The sequence below is a fragment of the Lachnoanaerobaculum sp. OBRC5-5 genome, from assembly GCF_000296385.1.
Classification (GTDB): Bacteria; Bacillota; Clostridia; order Lachnospirales; family Lachnospiraceae; genus Lachnoanaerobaculum.
The window spans coordinates 442736-469652 of record NZ_JH815185.1 but is presented as its reverse complement, the minus strand read 5'-3'; the positions used below and the strand labels follow the sequence as shown (position 1 = coordinate 469652).

The window sequence follows — 26917 nt, the reverse complement described above, 5'->3', positions numbered from 1 at the left end:
TAAGATTTATTTTTTCTTTAGACGGTTGCGTTTCAAAGACAGATTTGATACCATGAAGTGGAAGTGAGAACTTCTCATTGAATTCCTTTATGTAGGAGTGAAGGAATTCATTGGCATTATTGATGTCGGTTACGCCTGCGAGTCTAAACTCAATAGGCAGGCGTGACTGTAAGGTTTGATTCAATCGTTCTATGCGTCCTTTAGCCTGTGGTACGCTGCTTGATTCAAGTTGTGTACCAAGTTGCTTGCAGGCGTAAGCGAACTGTGTATAGGTGTCATTGTCGTCAGATAAGGCACCTTTTTTCTTGTAAGTAAATACAGTACGTTTATCGGTAAGAAACTTATAGGGGATACCATAATCGGTAAGAATCTGTTCAAACACATGGTAGTAGCCGTTAAGGGTCTCCTGAGTATCAAACCATGCACCGGTAACAGCACCTGAGGCATCATCAATGGCTAAATGTAGATGCCATATCTGTCCCGGTACCCATTCATAAGGGGTTGCATCCATCTGAAGCAATTCACCGAAATAAGCACATCTTGGACGACGACTGTGAGCATCTTCAACTGCTACTAAGTTAGCCTGTATCTGTGATAATTCCTTTTTTGACGTTGCAGCTTCCTTCTTGGCTCTTAGTGTTTGCCTAATGCGTCTACGTTTGGCTTTTGTAGCCTTTGGAGATAGAATGTACTCAGACTCCAAAATACTCATTACAGAGGAAGAAGAGATGCTTATGCCCTCATGCTTTTTTAGAAGCTCTGTATAGTGTTCAAAGTTAGCCTCGTAGTATTTAGTTCTGTATAGATCAAGAACCTGACTTCTGATATCAGGGTGGATGGTGGTAGCCGGCTTCTTACCTCTGTTACCATGAATAAAGAATGCTTTACCATCTTTAATATAGCCTTGTATCATACGGTTTATATGCCTCTTGGTGCATCCTAGGATAAGAGCAGCTCTATCCTTATTAGCTGTATCTGGGTGATCTACCAGACCTTTAATAACCTCGTACTTTCTTTGTTCATCCATTGATAAAATAACCTTTCTGATAAGTCAGTCCCTCCTAGTGTTAGAATATACAAAATAGTATTCTACCATAAGTGGGACATTTTTATTTGTGGTATAATGGGACTTTATCATATATGGCTTATAAATTATTAAAATACTGTTTTTTAATTGTTGACAAAATTCTATTGCCACATATTCTAAGAATGCCCCAAAATAATAGTAATATTATTTTGTCAAGTAAAAAAGTAGTTCTACCTCCACAACCACCAATTTCCAGTAGTCAATACCATTATCAATCGCTCTAAAATAATAGAGTAAACCAATTTTACAAACTTCTGTATTTTTTATCTAAGCCCTTTACTCTCAAGACTTTTCTACGCTTTTTCTTATTACTTTCTTGTCATCAATCCCCCTCCAAATGAAAGTACAGCTCCCTATAAATTTCAGATTTTACCTTAGTATTTAAGGACATATTCATGAACCCTTTTAAGATTGGCCTAAGCTATCATTAAAAAGTGTAAACGTTAGGTTGTTTTTATTTTCTTATTTTTTAAGTTTAGGCAGATTAATACCCTTTACATTTACTCCTAGTATTACTGCTCCCAATAAAAGTGCACCTGCAGTTAACTGAGTTCCGTATTTGACAAGATTATCTATAAACTGTTTATTTTCAGTATCTTTTGCAGATATTCTATCTGCTACCTCAAGCATTTGCTCAGTTATACGACTTCTTTCCAAAGGCGTAACTTCCTCTTTCTTTAAAACTTCGCCCAAGTCATCAAGGATTTTTTTGTATGCCATGATTGCATCCTTCTGACTATCTTTATTATTTTCCAGAGCCTTATCACATACATTCTTAAACTGTTCCAACAATTTTCTGCTAGACTCGGCATATGCCGGAAACTGATTGATGATACTTATTGCAACATCTTTATCCATATTAGGTATTAAAGAAGCAAACTCAATGATTTTTTCTTTTGATAAATTTCTAAATGAATCAATTTGCAGAGCATCTTTTACTTGTTGCTCAGTTAGCATTTTAGACATTTTGTATTCTTACCCCCTTTACTTTTGAATCGTTTCGATAACATAAGTCTTTCCCTGGAAGGAAACCTCATCGCCAATTCGGCAACCTAAAAGACTTTTTGCCAATTGAGGAATCTTTGTGGAGTTCTGAAGATAATTTACCAGTATCTTTTTTGGTTCATCAGTTTCCTTAATACGAACATTCACTTTTTGACCAATAACTATATACTCATCTTCAGCGCTGTCTTCCGTACTTTCATCTTCTGGCACTTCATTGCCATCAAGATCCATATCTTTGTACTCTTCTGGTTCATCCTCGATCTCTACCACTTGCTCATCACCTTGTAAGATGCCATAAATATTATCAATGAGCATGTCTGCAATCTCGCCCTAATCGAGACAATCGAGAACTACTCCTCCACCTACTGCGTTCAAAAATTGCAATGATGATCTTATATGCTCCTTGAGTGAAAGCTGTGTATTTTCCTCTTTAAAGTTCTTGAACGCCTTAACAATGCCATTCAAAATAATCGGATTCGCAGAAAAATTATTACTGTAAAAAATGTCCGAAATCTTACTACTAATATCGTTGCTGCCTATAATATCCAGTTTTTCAAATGGATTTGTTACATTACTTGGATCATAAGTATTTCTTCCAACCCACCAACACTTGGCTACTGAATTTCTAAATAATCCGGCTCTTGTACCACCTGAAAAGAAGAATCTCGATTTTATATTTGATACAGCCTCTTTCTGCGTTTTAGGTGATTTTTCATTATAATCCCATCTTTTTCTAAGGTAACCATAATAAACCGAATGACATAGTCCCGCCCACAACCTTTCGTCACAAGCCTGCGACTCTGTCAAAAATGACAAGTGCTGATAAATAATCTTGCAATTTGCGAACTCAACTTCACCTTTTGACAAGTCAGAATCAATTGGAGCCAACTGGAAATCTTGTATCTCCTTAAATTCGATAAACGGATCTCCTCCACAGACTTTCCAAAGCCATTTATTATCCTTTTCCGTGAAATACATGTTGTAAACAATATCAAGGTTGGATTTAAGGATGTCCAATGCTTCTTTTTTCATAAAATATAATTTCATTTAAGCATCCTCCTCTTCCTCACCAGCTTCGAACAGATCTGCGAATTTTCTCAATGCAACATTCAACGGTAATTCCATTGCTTCTTGTGCTAACTGCACAGAAGTCTTATCAGAATATAACAGTTCATTTTCCAAGTCTACTCCACGTTTCTCATAGGCCTTTGATAAAGAAATATACCAATTTCTACCTGCGTAGTTATCAATTCCATTCTCTTGTTTTAACTCTTCAAAAACGTATACCAATGCAGGGAATACCATCATAGAGTTCAATATCGGTTGGAATTCTTCTTTAGCACAGAAACGAGAATAAATCTCATATTCTTCCAATCCCAAGCCGATACCAATTTGCGGAGTCGAAAGTTCCACTTCCATTGGCTTTGGTTCAGTTGTTAATCTCTTATACACCTTAAAAATAGAACTTGTGTTGTTAAATTCCTCGTAATTCTTTACAATCTCAATTGCTGGTATATTTTTATACGCAAGAATACTTCCTTTCGACAGTTCAAATGACAGCCCCTGGTAATCATCGTTCCAATTAGAATTCACAAAATGATTAACATGTTTTTTTATCACTATTAAAACGATAATTTCTATTCTTCCATTGATTCTTTCAATCGGAATTTCTTTGCTTACGTGATTGAAAATACCATGAATCGTAGTTCTATATGATGTGTTTGCACATTCAATATGAATCACATATTCAGCTTTACCTTCCAGAATCATTTTATGAAGTTCTTTGTTATCCATTTCTATATCGAAATCAAACAACAGATTATTAACACCATTCATTTTATACTGCACATCTGCATCAAAGACAGAATCCATGTAATCATCTCTTTCTTCACTTAGAACCGGATATGTATATAATCTTTTAGTTATGTTCATATACATTTACCTCCATCGCATAATCCCGGTTATCCAACAAAGCAATTTCAAACTGGACTTTTTCATTTCCCTTCATACTGGAAAAACTTACGCCTTCGGAACTCTTTTTTATTCCTGTGCATCCCATCAACTCAGATGCAGAATCGATTGCAAGTCGATTTGATTTATCATTTTCACCGACTGTAACAATCTCAACATGTCCTGTACGAATATCGCGTGGCAAAATAAAGGAAACTCTATAGGTATTTCTCGATGTCTTAATAACTCTGACATTTTTAAGTTCCTGATTTATATCTCCACCATACCTTTTATGTACGGTATCATGTCCACCTGCAGTAACTCTGCCTTTATGAGTATCCTTTTTGCTTCGATGCCTAGTACCGCCTAAATTACGTGTTGTTGGATCACCACCATCGACTCCAATGGTTCCTTCTGTATCCATCTTCTTCGACTTTCCATTCCCTTCACTTCCGTAAAACAACCCTTTTAGCTTCGTTTTTGATGTTCGAGATTGAATTGTAATGGATCCAATTGTATCCTGGAGACTTTCCTTATTGCTGTCATCTCCTCGCTGATCAGTCTTATCTGATTCCTTCTGAAGAACACCTGCCAAACCTGCGACTTCAATTTCATCATCACTAGAATGCTCACCCAACGTTTGAACACATTCTCTTATCCAATCTTTTAATTCATTGTTATATTCTTTTGCTAGGGGCACGTTAGTTGAGTGTCTGCTTGGCAACCATTTATCATGTGCCGGAGTTTCCATTTCTCTAAAGAACTCATTAAGCTCTTTACCTTCCATTTCAAGCACACCGGAAAATGAAATAATTCTCAACATATTACCTAATGCAAATAATTTCATCCCCGAAGATCTCGTAATCAGAATTTTTCTATTCAACTTCTCCGAAGGATCGACTAAAACGCTAAGTTTTAGAGTCCCCATCCCATAAAAGTCTCTTTTGAATACTTTTGTTTCAGGTCGAACAAGCACTTGGTAGTACCAATATGCATTTTTTATTTTTACATTATATGTACTGAGATAACTTGCAAGTGTAGAACTATTGATTGCTTTATTGGCAACCGTTACGCTTAATAAATTTTTGTGAATAGACATTAAGAAGTTTTCCAGAACCTCGTTAATTACATCGATATTCCATTCATATCCCGCATTAAATCCATACACAAAAACATCTGTACCAATCTCAGATCTCTGATATAGTTTTTCCAACTCACTGATAGAATCAACAGGTAAGTTGCCTTCTGGATTTCCATAGTAACCAATTCCGGTTGTCATTGTATTCATACTATTGCTTAAATCCTCCGGAAAAGATATAAAGCGTGACATTCCCTGTGCAGCAGTCTCTTGATCTTCATTCAGAGTTCTATAAAAGACCAGTCTATAATCCGAATTTGTAAATGGTGCATTCTTTCCTATCCCAAAGGCTCCAGCTTTATCACCAGTTTTTGTCGCACCACCATCAAGTTTTGTCAATGCATTCCAGCCTTCGTCACTATCCTCATATGGATGACTAAGTCCAGTTGTGTTAAAATCGCTAATTCGCAAAACAACTGTAGTAGGCATCTTAATTGCATTTAATGCCTTTTTCAGTACCTTAATAGTCTTTTCGCTATTCTTTTTCGACCAATAATTATAAGCTTTCTGAATTTTAGAAACATACTGCTCATATCCAGGAATATCAGAAGAGGGAATTCTATACTGTTCAAAATCAACTTTAATGGTTGCATTACTGCCTTCCACCGTTGCATCTAATGAGTTCTGACAAATTTCTCTTGCCAATGACTGAATCTCTGTTCCTGTAAATGTTTCAATACCTGCATCCGACACTCCACGCACTTGTCCAAACCCATTATGCGGAAACTTCCACTCTATAGTCATCTAAATCACCTCAAAGTAAATTTATTTTCCTTATTGCTAATATCTTGATACTTACTTTTGCAAGCTTTTAATTCTGATTCTAATGCAGAGAAAATCTTTTTTACGTCTTCATCTGTGTATTCGTATGTTGCTGTATTAGAGCAGTTACTTAAAAGTCGAATCATATCGATGATTTTATTTGTTCTAGACTCAGCAACTCTAATAAATTTATCATGTTTTGATTCAGTCATATTTTTCTCCTCATCTTATATTTTTATTTTATTTTATATATTTTTACTTTATGTGTCAATACATTGTATTTATTTCGATATTATTTTTTATATATTATAATTATTTGCAAATTAATACGCCCAGACTTTCCTCTGGACGCTACTGATTCTTTGAATTTTACCTTAAAACATTGGTTTCAATCTTTGCTTTAAAACAGACCATAAACTTATCATAATAGATCTGTATCTGCTCGATATATTTTCTAACTAGCTTATCATCATACTCTATTATCTGAGTATCATTCATTTTAACATAGGCTGCAAGTTCATTGATTCGTTGTCTAGTGCCTTCTCTGAGCATGCTTTACCAAAAGTAACTGCTTGTGCTGTCTAAGATCTCCCCTTTCATCAGACCATTTAGAATAGTCTTTTTGCCGTATGCCAAATCCAAGAGTTTCTTCTGTTTTTCTGCAATAGTATTATTAATTTCCTCTATTTCAACAGAATTATCTTGTCTGATAACTTCCAGAATATTCTCTTCCAGGATATCTATCATATCTTGGGAGTTTTCCAAAACAGCATTCATGGCATCGATAACTGCATGTTTAAGTTCTTCCTCCTGCACTATCGGTGCAAAACAATATGATGCTCCCCTTTTCTCCCTTGTGCAGCATCTCCACACAATTGATTTCTTTCCTTGATTATTCCAAGCTATTCGTATGTAAATATTCCCACATTTCATGCAGGTACAAATACTTGAGCGTAAATACTAATATGCAATAATATTAGTATAATTTAATACAACTCTTGAATAATTTTTTTGTTCTTTTAATAAAAACTATAAAATTGCCTTTATTCCCTTTGCAATGCGAAGAATTGTATCTGTGAAATGATTACCCGGATTCAATTCAAATATCACCTCGCTCCCAAGTTTCTTAAAATACTCTGAAAGCTCTCTTGTATTATCTTCCACAATTTTTAATACAGGATTGCGTGTATTTGCCTCTTTATCCCCCAGAGAAAAATATATTTTATCAGGTAACTTCCTACAATCATTTCTTTTGCAGTATTCAATAAAGTCATGAAACCAAAGTGAGCCTGACATACTTGCCACTCTGTCAAATGCATCGGTTTTATACATAGCATAAACAGCAAAAAGACCTGCAAGTGAATATCCTGTTATTCCTGTAAATCCGGGTTCGCCATCTATCATCTCCTTTGCCTTTGGCAAAATGTCATCTATAAGCAATCTAAGATACTCATCTGCACCGCCGCTAAAAGATTTTTCTTTAGAATAGATTGAAGGCATATACCATGGTGACATATCATGATTCCAATCAATATTTCCAATCACAAGTAAATTTATGGAAGTGCAGCCCATATTCTGCAATGCTTGATATAAATCTTCGCCATCACCTTCAAAAATATTAAAAACAATCAAAGGAGCATTTGTATCAGGTGACTTGAATAGAGTGATTACTTTATCTTTTATATTAAACTTTACTTTATTATTATCTGTTATCACCTATACCTCCTACCACAGGCCTTAAATTATATTTATCTGGCTAAAACAAAATGCTCCGCCTTCAAAACCCATTCCTTTTTTAACTCCCAAAATGTTGCTTGAGTAGATTTCGGTACATACCAACAGTCGGTTACTTCATCTATACAAAAAACATTTTCCCAGCTTTTCAATTTTTCATCTTCACTTGGATCTTCAATATCATCTTTATCATATAGTGGTAAATATCCGTCATTCAATACAACATGCCACATATCAAAGTCTGACAGTAAAACCATATTGTCAGGTATATCTATAGTTAGCAAAACTACAGGTGTTCCCTTCTTACCTCCATATCTATGAATCCTCATATCAGGACGTTTTCTTACACCTTCCCATTGATACTACGCCCATACAGGGTATTTTACATCATTTGGTGGCCTTCCAATACGTTTTTTCATCTGTTCGGCAATCCATTCATAATAACAACGTAATCCACCATCAAACAATAAATATTTTTCATTTGCTATAAGTCTACCTGTCTCAAGAAAAATATCATAGGCAGCCTTATGTTGAATAGTCCATAAAAGCATTCTAAACTCCATAAAATCAATTAATAATATTACTAATTATACATTATCTATTTTACAATTTATACTTTCACCTCTCTGTCTATAATAATAGCATTTTCTCACATATAATTAAATCTCAATTTGAAATTCCCATACTTCATCCAAACTTAATTTGACATTCCACTTTCATTGTGCTAGAACATGATACGAAATAAAGCATAGAAAGTGTGATGAAATGGAATTTTATCGTAGTAACGGAGAAAGAATCCATTATGAAATCATAGGAAAAGGCTTTCCGATTGTATTCTTGCACGGAAACAATTTGGAAAGCAGTTATTTTAAAAAGCAAATGGTTTTGGGCAGATACTATAAGCTTATTTTTGTAGACAGCTTGGGACATGGTAAATCGGGAGATATTTTGGGGAAAATAAGCTTTTCTTATCTGGCTGACAGTCTTGATGAGCTGCTTTCATATCTAAATATAGAAAAATGTCTTCTGGTAGGACATAGCGACGGTGCAAATCTTGCCATAAAGTATGCTGCACTTCACCAAGAGAGAGTCGCAGGTATCTTGGCAAACAGCGGCAATATCAGTTTTAAGGGTCTGAAATTTCTCCCCGGATACGCTTGTTATCTTGAAGAAGTCTTATATAAAACTCTGGGTATAATCTTCCCCTGTTTTAAAAGAAGATCAAAGGTCTCTCCACTCTTACGTGAAGATCTGAATATTCCCCAAAAAACTTTCTCCAAATCAAACTATCCTGTCATAGTTTTGGTTGGAGACCATGATATGATCAAAAGGGAGCACAGCATATCTATTGCAGAACTTTTCCCTAGGGGTAAGTTTATAAAGAGGAAAAACCAAGGACACAATATCCCCAAAAAGGACAGTAACTACTTTAACCGGACTGTTTCCAAAATGGTAAGCTATATACAAAGTTGTACTCAGTGATTTTTAATTCTTTACGGAGGTAAACATGCAAAAGATCATCTCTTTTTTTAAAAAATATAAAAATGTTTTAAAAGGCATTTTGTTTGTAAGTATACTTATCTTGGTTCTGATAGAATTTTCTCATATGAGAAAGACTGTTTCTTTCAGTGCCGTAAAGGATATACTTCGTCATTTGTCTGTATTACAGATTTTTAGCCTTTTTATTTTCGGTATTCTTGCAGTTTCTCCTATGATGCTGTATGACTATATACTGACAAAAGAACTTGGCAAGAAAATATCTATATTTAAGCTTATTGAAAACAGCTGGACTATAAACAGCTTAAATAATCTTATAGGCTTTGCGGGACTTGTGGATGTCGGACTTAGATACAGCTATTTTTCCGATGAAGAACAGGAAGGTAAAACAATGAAAGGCATATCAAAGGTAATGCCGTATTTTATGTCGGGACTTTCTTTATTGTCGTTTATATCATTGTTATTGCTGTTTTCTCATGATAAGAATAGTACTTTAAAGACATATAGTTTTGTACTTGTACTTGCCTCTCTTATACTTCCGGCACTACTTTTCCTATCTACAAGAAAAAGGCTTGACTACTTCGGAAATTTGAGCAAGAAGAAAATACTTGCTCTCATATGCACCTCACTTTTGGATTGGCTGTTTGTATCCGGATTTTTCTTCTATGTAGGAAGAGTACTTGGTTACAATATTTCATTTGTAAATATACTTCCTTTATATTGTATTTCCATTTGTATAGGTATTGTTTCAATGATACCGGGAAGTCTTGGAAGTTTTGATCTGATAATGATAGGAGGCCTGCTCCATCTTTCATTAAACCATAATGAAGCTGCAAGTTGGCTTTTGCTTTTCCGTATTTTTTATTATTTTATTCCGTTCTTTATAGGACTGATTTTATTTATAAAAAGTATGGCAGGCCAAATAAATGACAAGTTTCTTGGTTTACCCGGGAAACTCTCAAACATAGTACGCCGTGGAATACTTCATTTCATGGCAAATTTCTTCGGCTTTTTCCTTATGGCAAGTGCAATACTTCCCGATGAAATTCATAACATACCTTTTATAGGGAAAATGGATCCAATCCGAGGTCAACTGCTCTTTCAATTTCCAAGTTTTCTTCTTGGAAGCCTTTTCTTCCTGCTTGGAAGATTGATAAAAAGACATTCTGCATTTGCAAAACCTTTTTGTGTTGTACTATGCCTCATAAGCCTTATTTATATCAATCTGGGCGGTTACTCTGTTTTTGGCAGTCTTTATATACTTGTATTTTTAATGCTTTTATATACTGAGAGAAACAGCTTAAACAGAAAGTCATTTTTCTATCCTTTAGAGGACAGAATAAAAGATATAGGATATATAGTTTCCAGCTTTGTAATCACTGTATTTCTTTTGTATGTATCAAGGGGAAATACAGGTGGAAACAGTTTGGGCTTTCTTCTCTTCCACCATAACGGTTTCCTCTCAAAGACTTCTATGGGAACACATTTTTTTAACGGATTTTTCATTCACTTTTTACATCTTTTTGCATACTTACTGATTATTGCATTCTTTTATATTGCAGTGGAATCTATGGCAAAGGATAAACATTTTTCCTTTGGAGAAAAATTTGAAAAATCTCGTTATAAAGAGTTTTTAGAAAGTTTTGATAATACCGACTTAAATGCTTCTCTTGCATTTTTGGGAGATAAACTTATCTATTATTACACTGAAGATGAAAAAGATCTCGTAGCTTTTCAATTTGCCTTAGAAGACGGTAAGGCTGTTGTTATGGGGGATCCTATAGGTAGAAGTGAATATTTTAATAAAGCTGTATCTTCATTTATAAAAGATGCTGAAGACAAAAATCTTATACCTCTTTTTTATGAAATAAGTCAGGATACCACTTTACTCCTGCACAATTTCGGCTATGATTTTATGAAATTTGGTGAAACTGCAAAAGTTAATCTGGATGAATTCGATCTGACCGGAAAAGCCGGAAGAAAGTTTCGTGCTATTACAAATCGTGGAGAAAACAGCGGATATTCCTTTAAAGTAGAGTTTCCGCCTTTTTCAAATGATTTTTTGGATGAATTAAAAAATATTTCAGATGACTGGCTTTCTGGCAGGCAGGAAAAGGGCTTTTCTTTAGGGTATTTTGACAGAGATTATCTTTCACTTGCACCCATAGCCTGTGTGCTTGATGGTTCCGGAAATATTCAGGCATTTGCAAACTTTTTGGTATGTAATGATGATAATGAGTCAAGTATAGACCTTATGCGCTACGATCCTAAAACGGAAAGAAACGGTATTATGGACTATCTCTTTGTACGAATTTTTCTTTATATGAAGGAAAATAATGTAAGATACTTTGACCTTGGAATGGCTCCTCTTTCAAATGTCGGTCAGTATGATCACAGCTTTTTAAATGAGAAACTTGCATTTTTAGTTTACAGTTTCACAAGTCGTTTCTATTCCTTCGGCGGCCTGAGAAAGTATAAGGAAAAGTTCGGTCCTGCTTGGGAGGCAAGATATTTATCCTACCCGAAAGACAGTAATCTGCTCTTTGATTTACTTACTATATATAAGATCGATAACAGGCAGGTAAAAAAGGTATAAAAAACGGGTTGAAAAATCAACCCGCCTTTCTTTATCCTTTAACCGCTCCTACCATTATTCCTTTTGAAAAGTATTTTTGCATAAACGGATATAGTGCAAAAATCGGTAGTGATGCCAATACTGTAATTGTCATTCTGATTCCCTTTGGTGAGATACTTGCCATTGCCTTTGTCATATCAGCTCCACTTGAAGCTGTTTTTAATTGCTCTGCAAGTCTCTGTGCCTCGTTCAGATAATTATATAATAAATACTGTAATGTTGTCAGGGATTCATTTGCTCTTGTATAGATATGATTATCAAACCATGAATTCCACTGTCCAACTGCTACAAACACTACAACAGTCGCTATTATAGGTTTGCAAAGCGGAAATATTATCTTGAAAAAACATGTAATATACCCTGCTCCGTCCAAACTTGCAGATTCTTCAAGTTCAGGCGGCAGCTGCTCTATATATGTTTTTATCAAAATCATATTGTAGGCGGAAATCATTGAAGGTAATATATATACCCAAAATGAGTTCAATAATCCATATGACTTCATTACAATATATGTGGCAATCATACCGCCACTGATATACATGGTAAACACTACAAAGCGATACAGTATCTTTCTCCCCGGCATCTTGTCCTTAGTAAAAAGGTATGCCAGAAAAGAGCAACAAAATACAGATGTTATAGTTCCGACCACAGTTCTTAACAAAGACATTAAAAGTGCCGGAAAGAATCCTTTTAAGGTTAGAATTTCTTTGTAGTTACTAAGTGTAAAACCACTTGGTAAAAATACCGGTGTATTCACCGATGCTGCCGTTGTATCGCTTAATGAGTAACAAAGTACATACCAGAACGGATAAATACATATAAGTGCAAGCAGTATCATCAGACAATAGTCAAACACTAAAAATACTTTTCTTGATGTTGAAACTTTCATTTTATTCTTATTCATAATGCCCCCTTAGATAACTGCCTTACCTCTTATTTTCTTTGCAACCATATTTGCCGCTAAAACCAATGTTATACTTACAATTGATTTCACAACACTGATTGCAACACCATAGGAGTAGTCCATATTTTGAAGACCGATTCTATATGTATATAAATCAAGTACTTCAATATTAGGTGCTGTTAATGAGTTCTTAAATAGAAGGTATTGCTCATAACCGGTATTTAGAAAATTACCGATATTTAATATAAACAACACAACAAAAGTCTCCATCATCGCAGGCAATGTAACATGAATTGCACATTTAAAATGTCCTGCACCGTCAACTCTCGCCGCTTCATATTGCTCCTGGTCAATTCCGGCAATAGCCGCCATATAAATGATTGAATTCCATCCCAAAGTCTTCCACTGTACAAGGAATGACTGAAACCAATATACTGCTTCGTTTGATCCCAGTAATGAATTTGAAGCATCTCCAAGTCCAAGTTTTACTGCAAGCATAGTTATAATTCCGTCTGATGCAAAAAGTGCCGTTGCAAGAGAGAAAATAATTACCCAGCTTATAAAGTTTGGAAGTGTTGTAAATGTCTGTACAAATTTCTTTACAGGACCGTTTCTGAGCTCATTTAATAAAATCGCCAGGAGCATAGGTAGCGGTGTTAAACATATATTTATAATTGCAAAAACAAATGTGTTCTTTAAAGCTCTTAAAACATTGTTATCTTTTAAAATCAGTTTGAAGTACTCAAGTCCTACAAAGTCACAATCAAAAATACTGACTCCGGGTACATAATCAAAGAATGAATATATCCAGCCAAATATCGGAACATAACTAAACAAAAAGACTATTGTGATAAAAGGTATTGCCATCCAAAGCAATTTATAATCTTTTGATCCGCTTTTCACAAATCCCCTTTTTCTGTTCATACACATGCTCCTTTCGTATTTATTTGCTCTCTAAACTCTCTATTGCACTCTTGGAATCCTCCCATGCCTTCTGCCACCAATCAATAGACTCTTTTACGCTTGCATCGGAAAGCTGCTGTAATAATGCTTCCTTAGCTGCGGCAAATGCCTCATCTGAATCCGCCTGTATAAGTCCTGGAAGTGCATTCTTTGTGATTTCAATACAGTTGCTGTCAATACGTACTATATTCTTTGGAATTGTTTCAAGGCACATACGAATTGTTGAATCCGATTTGCTAAGATCCATGTTGTCACCCTTTTCAACTCCGTTCTTTAAAAGATCGCTTGGTAATGAAATACCGAAATGTTCACAAAGTTCCAGCTCAGCTGTTGTAAGGCTGTCTTTCATTACATCTTCATCGTTCCAAAGACTAACTCTTCCACCGTCCGCTAAAACATTGTTGTAATCCCATCCGATAAGATTATCTACTCTTGAGTCGCTGATTCCGCTCATCTTCCACTCTTCGGCACGACTTCCGTCAACCTTCATATTGATGGTATCTTCAGTTAAATGTGGCTTTCCGTCTGAGCCCTTCTCCCAACGTCCTTCAACACCTGAATCTGAGCTTCTTGCAAATTCTCCACTCTGTAAATAATCAAGCACCATAACAGCACGCTCAACATTTGGTGAATGAGAAGATACAAATAAGTACTTTCCTGTCCATCCTGCTCTGTTTTGCTCATTTACCCATCCTAATTTTGAAGGTAAAACAACATACTCTTTATCAGTTCCCTTATTGTTGCTGTTATATGTTCCGAAGTACCAGTTTACAGTACCGCCGATGTACTGTCCTTTTGTATACTTTTCTGTAAGATCCTCACCCTTTGTAATAAAGTTATCAGGATCTAATAATCCGGCTTTGTAAAGCTTGTTATAGAATTCTACACCCGACCAGAAAGGTGTTTTAACATTCTCATCCTTATCATACACATCAACTACAAGTGCATTTGTCTGTGCATCCTGAACATAAAGTCCGTCTTCAAGGTTTAAATATCCCTCCCCAAGACATCCTTTAAAGAAATAAGTATGAAGGTCCGCATCATTATATGCACTCATTGCATATGTTTCTGCACCGTCTTCTGTCTTAGGATAAATCTCCTTCATTTTTTTCAATGCTTCGATATATTCATCATCATTAGTGATTGTCGGTGCTCCAATCTGCTTGTATAAATCCCATCGTACAACATAACCGTACTGAACTACAGAACCGTAGCTTTTTGCATAATCTTTAGAAACAACTCTAGGTGTAACAAAGTACTGTGCCTCACCATTGTCACCTTTAAATTTCTGCATGATTTTATTTCTGTAATCCATTCCGTCGGAGAATATATTTGGTGCGATATTCTTATAATCCACAAGGTTTACCGCATGTTTTCCTTTTAACACACCTTCGATATTTCCATCCGATATCTGCACTATATCACAAGTATTTCCACCTGATAAATCAAGGTTTAAGCTTTCCTGATCATAGGCCTTTGTTGTAATTGTACAGTTAAACTTTTCCTCAACCGCCTTGATTACTTCTGTAGGCCAAGCTCCTGTAGAAGAATCCGATAAAGATAATCCACCTATAGTAATATCCACATGATCTGCTGTGCTTACTTCCTCAGGACTGCTTGCTGCAGTTTTACTTCCCGATGCGGAATCGGCTTTTCCTCCGCCACATCCTGCCAAACATGACGCTGTTAATGCAACAGCACCTAAAATTGCTGTCAATTTCCTTGTTTTCATGTACTTTTCCCTCCTTGTAGCTTCTATGAAGCATTCAATGTTGAATCTACATCAATTCACGTTCAATTTGTTCGTTTTGATTTCGATTATTATTTTGTACCGGCCGTTAAAAATATTTCTTATTGAGCAAAATATTTTCTCTATCTAAGATAGAATTATATTATCATTTTAGACAGTTTCTTAAAATGTTTTATATTATTTGTCGATTGACTATTTTATCGTTTTTTTATTCTAAAAAACAAAACTTGACATATTTTATGATTATTGCACTTTATACCATAAAATATGTCAAGTCTTAGACTTCATTATTATTTTTAATAATTTTATATGACTAAACTCTTTCTTTATTTGTCATTTCGACATATTGATTAAATCGTATATGTACGATCAAGCCTAATTTAGGATCTGTTTCAACAGACATGTTACCCTTATCTCCATACAGCAACCCTAAGCGTTTTGATACATTTGCAAGTCCTATATGCTCTGATGTTTTTAGAGGTGATTTTATCTTGTTTCTTATTTGACTAAGCTCTTCTTCATTTAAGAATATCCCGCTGTTTATCACCTTTACATCCATATAATCATTACATTCTATCACAACTTCTATTGTACGTATCTCTTCCTGACTGCTTCCGTGTACAAAGCAATTTTCAATCAAGGGTTGTAATATGAATCTTGGGAATTCCAACTCATATAATTCTTTTTTACAACTCATTTTATATTCCATATCATGCCCATATCTAAGTTGCATCATAGCTGCATAATTCTCCAAGAATTCCACTTCATTTTTAACTTTCCATGTTAGGCTTGGATTCCTTAGTACAGGTGTAATTATTTTTCCAAGCCTTACCAAAGTATCCGCAACTATTGTATTATTGGTCATCATTGCCATCCAACGTATAGAGTTAAGAGAATTTAATAGAAAGTGAGGGTTCATCTGATATTGAAGAGCCATAAGCTCTTCTCTTCTTTTTTCATCTTCTACCTGTTTTAATCTTTCAATATACGCTTTTATACTTTGTGCTGTGGAATATAATTCCTCATTTAACCTATCCAGCTCTTCCCAGCCAAGTTTTTTCGGTTTATCAATATTAAACTCCTGATTTTTAATACGATGCATATTTTTCATAAGCAGTTCTATCGGCTGAGTATATTTTCTGCTCCAAATTACAGCGACAGTGACTGTCGCTACTATAGCCAGTATAATTACAATAATACCGAAATCTCTGATTTCATTGGCATCTTTTAAATATTCTTCTTTGGGAATCATATCACATAATTTCCATCCGTAAAAATCAAGCGGATATTCAATATTTTGTGTATCCGTACTTGTATAATATTCCTTGCCCAGCATACTCTTATCGACATCTGAAATTATTTGACCTTTTTTATCTACCAATATAGCCCTGCTGTCATTAAAGGCAACCGCCCTATATGTACTTTGAATATCTATTTCATTTATTGCAACAAAAATAAAGCTCTCTTCTTCAAGATTTATATTTACGCCTACCGCCTTTATACCTACCAAAGAAGGTGTCTGTGACATTATTTTAAAAGGGCTTGTGTCATTTATATCCAGCTCCCAGCTTGGTACCCAAGTAGTATAGGGATAATTTTCTTTTACCTTTTGTAAAACATTTAAAATTTCTCCGGATATTTCAGTATCACCGGTACGGTTTTTACCAAGTGCGGAAGAAACAATTCCAACTCCGTCTCCTTTTAATATTCCCAAAGCTGAAATTTCTCTGTTTACAAGCATTTCGTAGTGAAAACTCTCGGAAATCTTCATTTTCAATCTGCTTTCGTCTATATTGCTGTTTGGATATTCATATCCGAACTCCCAGACAAGATCCGATATTACATATTTATTCAAACACAGTTCCGCATTTTTTAAAATATTTTCCAGATCCTTTTCAGCCTGTTCAAAGTTTAATAAAACAAGCCTTTCATTTCCGGCTTCCACCTTTTCCACAAAGTAGTGGTATGTGATGTAGAACATAAAGCTGATTATAATTATAAAGCTTCCGAGAATAGACAATAAAACCTTTTGTCTCCAATTCATACGATTTAACGGTTTAATTTTCTCCATCTTGCCGGTGACTCTCCTGTCTGTTTTTTAAAGTATCTTGAGAAATACTCCAAGTTCTGAAATCCGTTCTTTTGTGCAACCACAACTACCTTCTCATCAGTATTCATCAAGTCTTTCATGGTTGCAAGTAGCCTTATTTCATTTAGATACTCAATATAATTTTTTCCGGTTTCCTGTTTAAACAGATACGAAAAATAGCTTACAGAAAGTCCTATAGTACGTGAAATATCTGTTAAGGTCAAACTTTCTCTGAAATGTTCCTGCATATACTCGATTGACTTTTGAATCAATGCCTTACCGCTGTTTTCATCAATATTTATCTCATACTGCTGTACATAGGCTCTATCAAACCAGTCTTTTAAATTCTCAGCTTTTCTACGACTGCTGTGTGTGATTTTAAAACGAACTCCCAAAAAATCACCTATGGAATTATTGATTCTCTTTATTCTCTCATCCATCTTTTTTTCTGTACTTCTATAAAAAACACAGAATTCCTTGTCCTTTAGAGGAACCAACATTTCTCCCGGTATCTGACGGTTAACCAGTTCATATATAAAATCCATTGCAAGCTTATTTATCTTATCTTTATTTTCCTCCTCCAGACTAAACATCAATAAATGTTCGAATATTTCAAAATCATCCTCTAAACTGATTACGGCATCTCCCAAAAGATATTTTGATATAATATCCTCAGGTTTTTCTAAATCAGGTATCACCTTTTTAGCTGTCCTTCCGATACTTATAAGATATTCTTTTGTCTGTTCCAGTACATTACATACTTCATCTATACTTATACTTGCCTTCAGTACATATGCATTGATATTATATGGTATCAATTTCCTTAGGGTTTCAAAATCATTCAGGCAGGAAATTACTACGATCGCACATTCCTTATCTATTTCTCTGACTCTTTTAACAAGTTCAAGACCGTCCATTCCTTCCATTCTAAGGTCCGTTATCAATATGTCAGGATGTATCTCTTCAAAGAGCCTGTATGCTTCCATACCGTTGTCTGCCAATGCTGCAACTTCCATTTCATATTTACTCCATGGAATTGAATTTTGTAAACCCAATCTTACTAATAATTCATCCTCAGCAAATAAAACCTTATACATTTCTACCCCCTTTATTTGCTCTCTAACTTGTTATCGTATTTTATATTGTATCCACTAAATCCGATCCGCTGATTATTTGGCTCCAGCGATTTTCTCGTTTATCTGCTTTATCCCCAAAATACGGTAATCTTTTCTCTTCAAGTTCTTCAAGGCAAGGTATTTTCCCATCCAAATAATTTAAAACTCTTCTTTTTGTACTTTCTAATCTTGTGATGACTCCGCCAAGCTTTACATCCATAAGCTCATATCCCCATGGCTTTGCATCGCTCATCCATAAATCTTCTCTGAGAGTTTTCATAACTTTAAGATTTTCTATTGCATCAGGAATTTCTTTTTCACAGATAGTTTTTAATGTATACAAATCACTTGCTTCATATGAAGTTTTTATGCGTACCCCTAAATCCGCTTTTATGCTCAAAACCTCTGCCAGTTTTTCATAATATGAAAACAGTTCCAAGTATTTTTTAGAGTACTTTTCACTTTCCATAACATTTAATCTTAAGCTGTCATAATAAGCCTTGGTATCTACAGCGGATTCCTTTACATGATAATCAAATATCCCTGTCAGAGGATCTTGATAAAGTAGATACTTAGAAGGATTTTCTGCAGCTTGATTTGACTCTTCTTTTTGGAAAAGCGAATCAAATCTGTCAAGTACCATAAAGTCATCTAAATATCCGCTACAACAATTTTTGAATTCTTCTTTAAACTCATTACTGTCATAGTTTTTATGAAAGCCCAAATATCCAAATAAAGCAACTCCCGGCAAAACCGCATCTATAGGTGTCTCTGCACCGTTATCAAGCCAGGCAGTACATAGTACTTCATCCAGTTTAAACTCCTTACATGTTTGGAGTGCCGATATTGTACATTCAAAAGTTTTTGAGTAGTTTGGAGCTATTCCGTTCCATACCCATGACCCTCCCGCAAAAATTACATTATTTGATATTTGCATATGAACTTTCAACATCTTTTCATATATCTTTTCGTCATTGTGATAATAGTCCCAATATACAAGTCCAACTTCTTTTTCAGGCTTTTCCCAAAGGCTACAATCAACATTGTCATCAATGTCATAATATCCCTTACCTGTGTTTGCTGTTATATACATATCGCTCCACATCATAGGGTTTAAGTCCAACTTTTTGCATATATCAAGGACCTTTTTACAATGTCTCTTTATTAATATGGAACTCTTTTCATATCCGTTATTTTTAAGATAATTTCCAAGACCCAGAGAAACAGCCTCATCCATTCCAAGATGTACACGCTTTGTAGAAAAACTCTCCTTTACAGAACGAAGCAATTTTTCAATAAAAATATATGTTTCTTCTTTTCCTACTTCCAGGATATCCACTGAATCCTTGATGTTCTCTTTCCCCGGCCATTTTAGGGCATTATGTAAATGTGCCAATGTCTGAATACATGGCACAAGTTCAATCCCGAATACAGAAGCATATGAATCTATCTCTTTAATTTCCTCTTTTGTGTATCTTCCTCGATATATTCCAAAATAAGGCTCATCAGCTACCTCATATGTGTCCTCAGTATAGAGCATAAGCACATTCATTCCAAGTTTTGCCAGAACTCGAATAATGCTTTTCACTTTTTCTACTCTAAATACAGCATTTCTTGAACAGTCAAGCATAACACCGTTTTTTTCAAAATATGCCTTCTCCGTATTTTCATATGTGTTTTTATCTAAATTACAAAGTATCTTTGTCAGCCCTCTGTAATAATGAGACAGTTCTTTACATATAATACTTATATCATTTCCTTCTTTTTTTACCGAAAGTTCATCGCTTTCACAAAATTCTACATTAATATCCAACTGCTCGGTACTTTGTTTATATTCATCTATAAGTATTCTTGTACCGGTCTTTAATTTTTCTTCTAAAAGTCCGGAATTTTTACATATGATTTTCATTACTCATACTCCTCGTTTATTTTATCAGTATACTCCAACAAAAGACATTACCGGTGCCACCCTGGAATCTTCAATTTCTATAGTAAGATTATCAGTCTTAGTACCTTTTAAATCAATAATTCTCTTATATCCTATAGTTGTTCCTTCGAAAATTTTTATTTTTTTTCCTGACTCATCGTTAAAATACACATTGAATTTTTCAACTCTTTGACTGAAGGTTATTGCTTCTTTTAAAACTAAATAATTCAGTTTCTTACACTCATCAAATTTTATTTCAATCAGTAATTTATTATCACCTTCTTTATTCATAAAATATGTATTATAATCATCTGTTCGCATCATGTCAGGCGAATTACCTCTGCAATCATGCTCAGGAACAGTCTTAATCAATGCATTTTTTAAAAGGTTATTTTTAAATGTATCATTTATAAACTCACCCAATCTCTTTAAGATGGCCATATCTTTTTCATGAATTTTTCCGTTCTTCATAGGTGGAATATTCAATAAAAGAGCTGTATTTCCACCAACTGATTTTAAATATATGTCTTTCAGATTCTCAAATGAACGAACTTTATTATCCTCTTCTTCATGATAAAACCAGCCCGGACGAATGGATACATCTGTTTCTGCCGGATACCACACCAGTTCTTTTTCATTTTTGAGACGCTCTCTGCTTCCAAGATCTGACTGAGTCTCATCCAAAGGTCTGTCTCTAAATTCTTCATTATCTTCATGCTGGCTTAATTCGGCTGTAATTGACGGATCTGTCATATCTTTTGCAACAACACTCCATTCACTTTCTCTGACTTCACCTGCCTCATTTCCACACCATCTTACATCAGGTCCGGAAATAGAAATAACTGCATTAGGCTGTAGTTCACGCATTACTTTGTAATATCTGTTCCAATCATACTTTTGAATCTTACCGTTAGCCCCTTCACCACAAGCACCGTCCAGCCAGATAGTGTAGAGTTCACCATACTCTGTCAAGAGTTCTGTAAGCTGATTTACATAGTAATCATCATACTCCTTTCCTTTTCCATAGCTACTGTTATTTCTATCCCATGGTGAAAGATAAATACCGAATTTTAGTCCAAACTCTTTACATGCTTCCGACACTTCTCTAACTATATCACCTTTTCCGTTTTTGTATGGTGAATTCTTTACGCTATGTTCCGTATATTTTGACGGCCAAAGGCAGAAACCGTCATGATGTTTGCAGGTAAGAATCAATCCCTTCATACCGGCATCTTTAGCAGTCTTTACCCATAGCCTTGCATCAAGTTCTGTAGGATTAAAAATGGATACGTCTTCTTTACCGTCACCCCATTCACTTCCTGTAAAAGTATTTACTGTAAAATGAATAAAACAAAAAAACTCCATTTTTTCATATGTAAGCTGTCTCTCACTTGGAACTGCCTTGATCAGTCTTATATCTTCTTCTATTCCGATATAGCTCATTATCTCTCTCCTTGTACTTTATATAAATTTTTCTTTATTAAAGCTATCTGTCTATAAATTTTATCATATTATAGACGATAATATCATTTTTAAACATTAATTTAAATCATTTTTTATTTATATTTTTATAAAAGCTTTATCTTTTGTGAGATTATTTTATATGAGCCCACTAAAAAAGACATACCCGTTTATACTGATATGTCTTTAATACTTTTCTATAAATTATATAACTTTGTATACTTCTCTTCTATATAATCAAGGAAATAATTTACATTAAATTCTTCACCGGTTACCATCTTCATAAGCTCAGGCGCCTCATAACGGAAACCGTATGTATGAATATTTTCCTTTAACCAATTCATTACTACATCAAATTTATTATTTTCCAGTAAATTGTCTACATCCAGATCTTTTTTCATTGCATGTACATACTGTGCCGCAAATGCTGTTCCAAGTGCATAGGTTGGGAAATAACCGAAACTTCCGTCTGACCAGTGTACATCCTGTAAGATACCGAGCTTGTCATTTGGTACATCTACTCCAAGATACTCTTTATACTTTGCATTCCATGTCTTATCAAGTCCTTCTGTAGAAATAGTACCGTTAAATAATCCCTTTTCTATCTCATAACGAATCAAAACATGCAAAGGATATGTAAGTTCATCCGCTTCCGTACGAACAAATGACGGTTTTGAAACATTGATTGCCTTATAAAAATCTTCAAGTCTTACATCTCCAAGTTGCTTAGGGAAATATGCCTGTAACTTAGGATAATTATATTTCCAAAAAGCCATAGTACGTCCAAGGTAGTTCTCACATAGACGTGACTGTGACTCATGCATTCCTGATGATACACCCTCTGACAAAATCATTCCGTCATACTTCGGGTCTATATTGTGCTCGTAGTATGCATGTCCGACCTCGTGTACCGTTGAAAGTATTGCGGAAGCTACATTATTTTCTATATATTTTGTAGTTGTACGGCAATCATTCTCACAAGTCCAGGAAGTAAACGGGTGCTCAGATTCATTTTGATAACCCCAAGAAGGATCAAAATGTACATACTTCAGTAAATCATCCATAAACTTTTTCTGATCTTCAATAGGAAAGCTTTGATGTAGAAAATCCTCGTTAATCTGCTTTGCCTTTGTTACCTTACCGATAAGCGGAACTAATCTCTCTTTTAAAGCATTAAAGAACGCATCATATTTTTCTTCGTCCATACCCGGCTCATAATCATCAAGCATCTGATTATAAATGCTCTTATCGCTGCTTCTGTAACCGTATAACTTTTTTTGGCTCTCTATTACTTTCTTCAAATAAGGCTCGAATATAGAATAGTCGGCCTTTGATTTTGCAAGTATCCACGCATCAAATGACTCGTCACAAAGCTTTTTAAAAGCCACAAACTCTTCCTTAGGTATGCAAACTGTATCCAATGCCTTCTTATAATAGAGCTTTATAGCACGTCTGTCTTCATCACTTACCTCAGGATCATCTTTTAAGTCCTTTAATATATCTATGATCTGAGGATCTGTTTCCAAGCTGAAGAGTTCTCCTGCCAAATAAGCAGATCTCTCATCTCTATAAGCAGCTCCTGCACTTGGTGCAACTGTCTGCTTATCAATTCCTATAATATTTAATGCCATTTGGTATGCAGAACATTTAAATAACCAGTCCTGATATTTTTTTAATTTTTCTTTTGTAGTCATAGTTTCCTTTCTTTAAAAACATTTACAAATTTTACAATTGCTACACTATTTATAAAATAAAAAGACCAGCCTCTTTAGCTGATCTTAAGTCTTAAAAATAATCAATAGCCTAATAGTGACGCCAACACATGACGTTTACCTAGAAAACGGCACTCAAAGAGGACTTACTGTTGATGTTACTATGTTAGCATAAGCAATCAACCATGTCAATATAATACCTTTATTTATACCGGAAATTTAAATAAACACTTTAATATTTTTGCATCTTTTAATTTTTGAATATCCTCTTTATAACCACCTGTTTTCATATGAGAATAATATAAATTCGCAAAAACATCTGCTATTTGAATTATATTATTATTTGCAGAATCAAAATATTGGACAGCAAACTTTCCACTTGTTGTACCGTTCATTGACAATTCTGTGTTTAAGTAATTTTCTAAAAAATACTTAGATTCTGTTTTTTCATTTCTCTCATCCAGTTGAAGAATACAATCTTCACTCTGTAAATATCCAAACAGCATTCCTCCTTTCACAGTATTCATATATGAAATATTATATCAAAATTTTTATACAACATTTTGGAGATTAATCTCTTAAATTTATTTCTCCAAAGCCTGCTCTATATCAGCTATTAAGTCTCTGACATCTTCTATACCAACAGACATTCTGATAAGGTCAGGTGATACTCCTGCCGCTTTCAGTTCATCATCATTCATCTGTCTATGTGTTGTAGATGCAGGATGAAGTACACAGGTTCTTGCATCCGCCACATGAGTAACGATTGCAATAAGCTCCAAAGAGTCCATAAACTTAACTGCCGCTTCTCTGCCTCCTGCTATTCCGAATGATATAACTCCACATGAGCCGTTTGGAAGATATTTTTTAGCCAACTCATGCTGACTGTCATTTTCAAGTCCTGAGAATGATACCCATGATATCTTAGGATGTTTTTCAAGGTGCTTTGCAATAGCAAGTGCATTCTCAAAATGTCTCGGCATTCTTAAATGCAATGTTTCAAGTCCAACTCCAAGATAGAATGAGTTTTGAGGTGAAGGAATCGCTCCGAGGTCACGCATAAGATTTGTTGTCATCTTTGTAATGTATGCCCCCTTACCGAAACTTTCTGTATACACTATTCCATGATAAGTTTCATCAGGAGTTGTAAGACCTTTATATTTATCTTTATACTTAGTCCAATCAAAGTTTCCGGAGTCTACCACAACACCGCCGAGTGCATTGGCAGTACCGTTCATATACTTTGATGTTGAATGTGTTACGATATCAACGCCCCATTCAAAAGGTCTGCAAAATATCGGTGTAGGGAATGTATTGTCAACTATAAGCGGTACACCATGCTCATGTGCAGCTTTTGCAAACTTTTCAATATCCAAAATTCTAAGTGCCGGATTTGCTATGGTCTCGCCAAATACAAGCTTTGTATTCGGTTTAAATTTAGTAGCAAGTTCCTCCGCTGAAATATCAGGATCCACGAATGTAGACTCGATACCCATATTTTTCATTGTGTTGGCTATAAGATTATATGTTCCTCCGTATATTGCTGAAGAAGCTATAACATGATCCCCCGCACCTGCTATATTAAGTATGGCATAAAAGTTTGCCGCCTGACCTGATGATGTAAGTATGGCCGCTACACCGCCCTCAAGTTGACAAATCTTTCTTGCCACGGCATCATTTGTAGGATTTGCAAGTCTTGAATAAAAATATCCTGTATCCTTTAAGTCAAACAAATCTCCCATCTGCTGTGAAGACTCATATTTAAAGGTTGTAGATTGAACTATCGGAACCACTCTGGGTTCTCCATTTTTAGGCTCATAACCGCCCTGTACACAGATTGTATTTATATTGTATTTTGACATTAGTTTATTCTCCTTTATATACACATATTTCGTAGTATTTTATGCAGGTACGCATCCCTTACTCCGTACAAAAATGAGTATACTTTATTATCGTGATAATATCAAATATAATGTTTCTATCTGTGTACAATATTCAATATTTTAATGCAAGTAAGAGAGCTCAAATTTATAATACTTGTTTTATTCTTTGTTTTTACTTATAGATATATTATCAATAACCGTTTCCCCACCTGCCTGCAATGCACTGCTAAATGCACTTATCAATTCATCCCTCTTTTCCTTTGGAAGTTTTGCCAGACTCTTTATAATTATCCCTGCATTCTTAAATAAGTTTACTCCAAATTCTTTAAACGTATTCGCTTCCGTCTCTTCAATAAGGGCAAACACTGTAGTAACCAAAGACTCTCTTGTTTCATCATCTGTTTTTTCAAGCCATGATCCCAATGCTATTTTTACAAAATTACTTAGGCTATCAAGTTTTGATTCAACAAACTCATCTCTCATTACCTCCCATGTCATAGCATCATGCTGGAAAATACCGTTTGCACTGCTTTTTACAACTCTTTGCTTACTGTTGTTTGAAAGTAATTGTCCTATTATGGAGGTTTGCGGAACTATACTGTATATTTTATTAACAATCTGCTTATATTCCTCCGTATTAATGATCTCCTCCCTAAATCCCGGGCCGTCATTATTATATATTTTAGTAATGCACTTCTTTACTTCATCATTACAAAAAGCTGCCGCATACATTGCAAAATTTCCACCTTTTGAATGTCCGCCAAGCATAAAATCACCTTTAATCAGCTTTGATATATCATTTAAATAATCAAGTGCTTCCTTTGCTCCCTCCGTTTCAGACATACAACTCATCATAAAATCTTCTTTCCAGCCTGTTATTGTACTGTCGGTTCCACGAAAGGCTATATAATTTGTTCCGTTAGGCAGAAAGAATGTAACTGCTGAAAATTGCTTGACCTTTTCTTTATCAAAAATATCTCTGTGATATCCGATCCTTGTTTCTCTAAATCGCTCCCCCGCTACCATCTGTTCAAGTAAAAGAGGCGCTCTCTCTGTAAATTGTCCTTTATCTCTTATTTCATCCAAAGAATATTTCTCACAAAATATCTTCAGTACTTCTTCAATACCGTATATACCTTCAGTATCAGAAAACAACTCATCAAAATTCATATAAGATATATATGACAGTATTACATTATCTATATCATTAAAAGGTGATACCGATAAGCTTATATCATTTCTCCATTTTAAATAGTCCAATAATTCCATATTTATATTATCCTCTTTGATTATATGATTAAACTT

General features: G+C 34.8%; 23 protein-coding genes and 1 pseudogene. 2 read left to right on the top strand and 22 right to left on the bottom strand.

What is annotated here, in order from left to right; genetic code table 11:
- The 11 genes and pseudogenes from HMPREF1135_RS02185 to HMPREF1135_RS02140 form a co-directional block, all read right to left on the bottom strand.
- Positions 1-1027: ISNCY family transposase (locus HMPREF1135_RS02185; protein WP_007591483.1), on the bottom strand; the 1027-nt coding region annotated here is incomplete at its 3' end.
- A gap of 522 nt (positions 1028-1549) precedes the next feature.
- Entirely contained in the window at positions 1550-2053 is a 504-nt protein-coding gene (locus tag HMPREF1135_RS02180; protein WP_007591482.1) for a hypothetical protein, read from the bottom strand.
- Positions 2054-2071: 18 nt separating this feature from the next.
- A complete protein-coding gene (locus HMPREF1135_RS02175) occupies positions 2072-2407 on the bottom strand; it encodes a hypothetical protein (RefSeq protein WP_007591481.1) in 336 nt (111 codons plus the stop codon).
- A 15-nt stretch (positions 2408-2422) separates the two neighbouring features.
- Positions 2423-3139 carry a DUF6339 family protein gene (locus HMPREF1135_RS02170; protein WP_007591480.1) on the bottom strand — a complete coding sequence of 239 codons (717 nt, stop codon included), beginning with the start codon at positions 3137-3139 and terminating at the stop codon, positions 2423-2425.
- Entirely contained in the window at positions 3140-4024 is an 885-nt protein-coding gene (locus tag HMPREF1135_RS02165; RefSeq protein ID WP_007591479.1) for a hypothetical protein, read from the bottom strand. It lies immediately after the preceding gene.
- On the bottom strand, positions 4011-5924 hold the full coding sequence (locus HMPREF1135_RS02160; protein ID WP_007591478.1) for a hypothetical protein: 1914 nt from the start codon (positions 5922-5924) through the stop codon (positions 4011-4013). Before HMPREF1135_RS02160 ends, HMPREF1135_RS02165 begins: the two co-directional genes overlap by 14 nt.
- Before the next feature lie 5 nt (positions 5925-5929).
- Positions 5930-6154 carry a hypothetical protein gene (locus HMPREF1135_RS02155; protein ID WP_007591476.1) on the bottom strand — a complete coding sequence of 75 codons (225 nt, stop codon included), beginning with the start codon at positions 6152-6154 and terminating at the stop codon, positions 5930-5932.
- A 157-nt stretch (positions 6155-6311) separates the two neighbouring features.
- Complete coding sequence (locus tag HMPREF1135_RS13515) at positions 6312-6494, bottom strand: hypothetical protein (RefSeq protein WP_051007194.1); 183 nt, start codon at positions 6492-6494, stop codon at positions 6312-6314.
- Between the two features lie 3 nt (positions 6495-6497).
- On the bottom strand, positions 6498-6887 hold the full coding sequence (locus HMPREF1135_RS13510; RefSeq protein ID WP_255347315.1) for a recombinase zinc beta ribbon domain-containing protein: 390 nt from the start codon (positions 6885-6887) through the stop codon (positions 6498-6500).
- Positions 6888-6971: 84 nt separating this feature from the next.
- Complete coding sequence (locus HMPREF1135_RS02145; protein WP_007591474.1) at positions 6972-7658, bottom strand: alpha/beta hydrolase; 687 nt, start codon at positions 7656-7658, stop codon at positions 6972-6974.
- Between the two features lie 32 nt (positions 7659-7690).
- Positions 7691-8227 (bottom strand): annotated as a pseudogene (locus tag HMPREF1135_RS02140) (DUF3841 domain-containing protein).
- A 214-nt stretch (positions 8228-8441) separates the two neighbouring features.
- On the opposite strand from HMPREF1135_RS02140, the gene HMPREF1135_RS02135 reads away from it, so the two are divergent.
- The gene (locus HMPREF1135_RS02135) at positions 8442-9158 is read left to right on the top strand and encodes an alpha/beta fold hydrolase (protein ID WP_007591468.1); all 717 of its coding nucleotides are present in this window, start codon (positions 8442-8444) and stop codon (positions 9156-9158) included.
- A gap of 25 nt (positions 9159-9183) precedes the next feature.
- Positions 9184-11769 carry a bifunctional lysylphosphatidylglycerol flippase/synthetase MprF gene (gene mprF / locus HMPREF1135_RS02130; protein WP_007591467.1) on the top strand — a complete coding sequence of 862 codons (2586 nt, stop codon included), beginning with the start codon at positions 9184-9186 and terminating at the stop codon, positions 11767-11769.
- Positions 11770-11800: 31 nt separating this feature from the next.
- Here mprF and HMPREF1135_RS02125 read toward each other — a convergent pair whose 3' ends face one another.
- The 11 genes from HMPREF1135_RS02125 to HMPREF1135_RS02075 all read right to left on the bottom strand — a co-directional run bounded on the left by HMPREF1135_RS02125 (position 11801) and on the right by HMPREF1135_RS02075 (position 26881).
- Complete coding sequence (locus HMPREF1135_RS02125) at positions 11801-12712, bottom strand: carbohydrate ABC transporter permease (protein ID WP_007591466.1); 912 nt, start codon at positions 12710-12712, stop codon at positions 11801-11803.
- A 9-nt stretch (positions 12713-12721) separates the two neighbouring features.
- The gene (locus HMPREF1135_RS02120) at positions 12722-13636 is read right to left on the bottom strand and encodes an ABC transporter permease (protein WP_007591465.1); all 915 of its coding nucleotides are present in this window, start codon (positions 13634-13636) and stop codon (positions 12722-12724) included.
- A gap of 19 nt (positions 13637-13655) precedes the next feature.
- On the bottom strand, positions 13656-15407 hold the full coding sequence (locus HMPREF1135_RS02115) for a hypothetical protein (protein ID WP_007591464.1): 1752 nt from the start codon (positions 15405-15407) through the stop codon (positions 13656-13658).
- 331 nt (positions 15408-15738) lie between these two features.
- Positions 15739-17496 (bottom strand): sensor histidine kinase, encoded by a 1758-nt coding sequence (locus HMPREF1135_RS02110; RefSeq protein ID WP_007591462.1) that lies wholly within the window; start codon positions 17494-17496, stop codon positions 15739-15741.
- Positions 17475-18611, bottom strand: coding sequence for a response regulator transcription factor (locus HMPREF1135_RS02105; protein ID WP_007591455.1), 1137 nt, complete (start codon positions 18609-18611; stop codon positions 17475-17477). The genes HMPREF1135_RS02110 and HMPREF1135_RS02105 overlap by 22 nt, the downstream gene beginning before the upstream one ends.
- A gap of 40 nt (positions 18612-18651) precedes the next feature.
- Complete coding sequence (locus HMPREF1135_RS02100; RefSeq protein ID WP_007591454.1) at positions 18652-20538, bottom strand: beta-N-acetylhexosaminidase; 1887 nt, start codon at positions 20536-20538, stop codon at positions 18652-18654.
- 24 nt (positions 20539-20562) lie between these two features.
- A complete protein-coding gene (locus HMPREF1135_RS02095) occupies positions 20563-21999 on the bottom strand; it encodes an alpha-L-fucosidase (RefSeq protein ID WP_007591453.1) in 1437 nt (478 codons plus the stop codon).
- Between the two features lie 215 nt (positions 22000-22214).
- Positions 22215-23711: a carboxypeptidase M32 gene (locus tag HMPREF1135_RS02090; protein ID WP_007591452.1), complete on the bottom strand. Its 1497-nt coding sequence runs from the start codon at positions 23709-23711 to the stop codon at positions 22215-22217.
- A 224-nt stretch (positions 23712-23935) separates the two neighbouring features.
- Positions 23936-24235 (bottom strand): DUF3800 domain-containing protein, encoded by a 300-nt coding sequence (locus tag HMPREF1135_RS02085; protein WP_242824834.1) that lies wholly within the window; start codon positions 24233-24235, stop codon positions 23936-23938.
- Between the two features lie 78 nt (positions 24236-24313).
- Positions 24314-25591, bottom strand: a complete 1278-nt coding sequence (locus HMPREF1135_RS02080; RefSeq protein ID WP_007591450.1) for an O-acetylhomoserine aminocarboxypropyltransferase/cysteine synthase family protein — start codon at positions 25589-25591, stop codon at positions 24314-24316.
- A gap of 180 nt (positions 25592-25771) precedes the next feature.
- Positions 25772-26881 (bottom strand): Mbeg1-like protein, encoded by a 1110-nt coding sequence (locus tag HMPREF1135_RS02075; RefSeq protein ID WP_007591449.1) that lies wholly within the window; start codon positions 26879-26881, stop codon positions 25772-25774.
- Positions 26882-26917 lie beyond the last annotated feature (36 nt).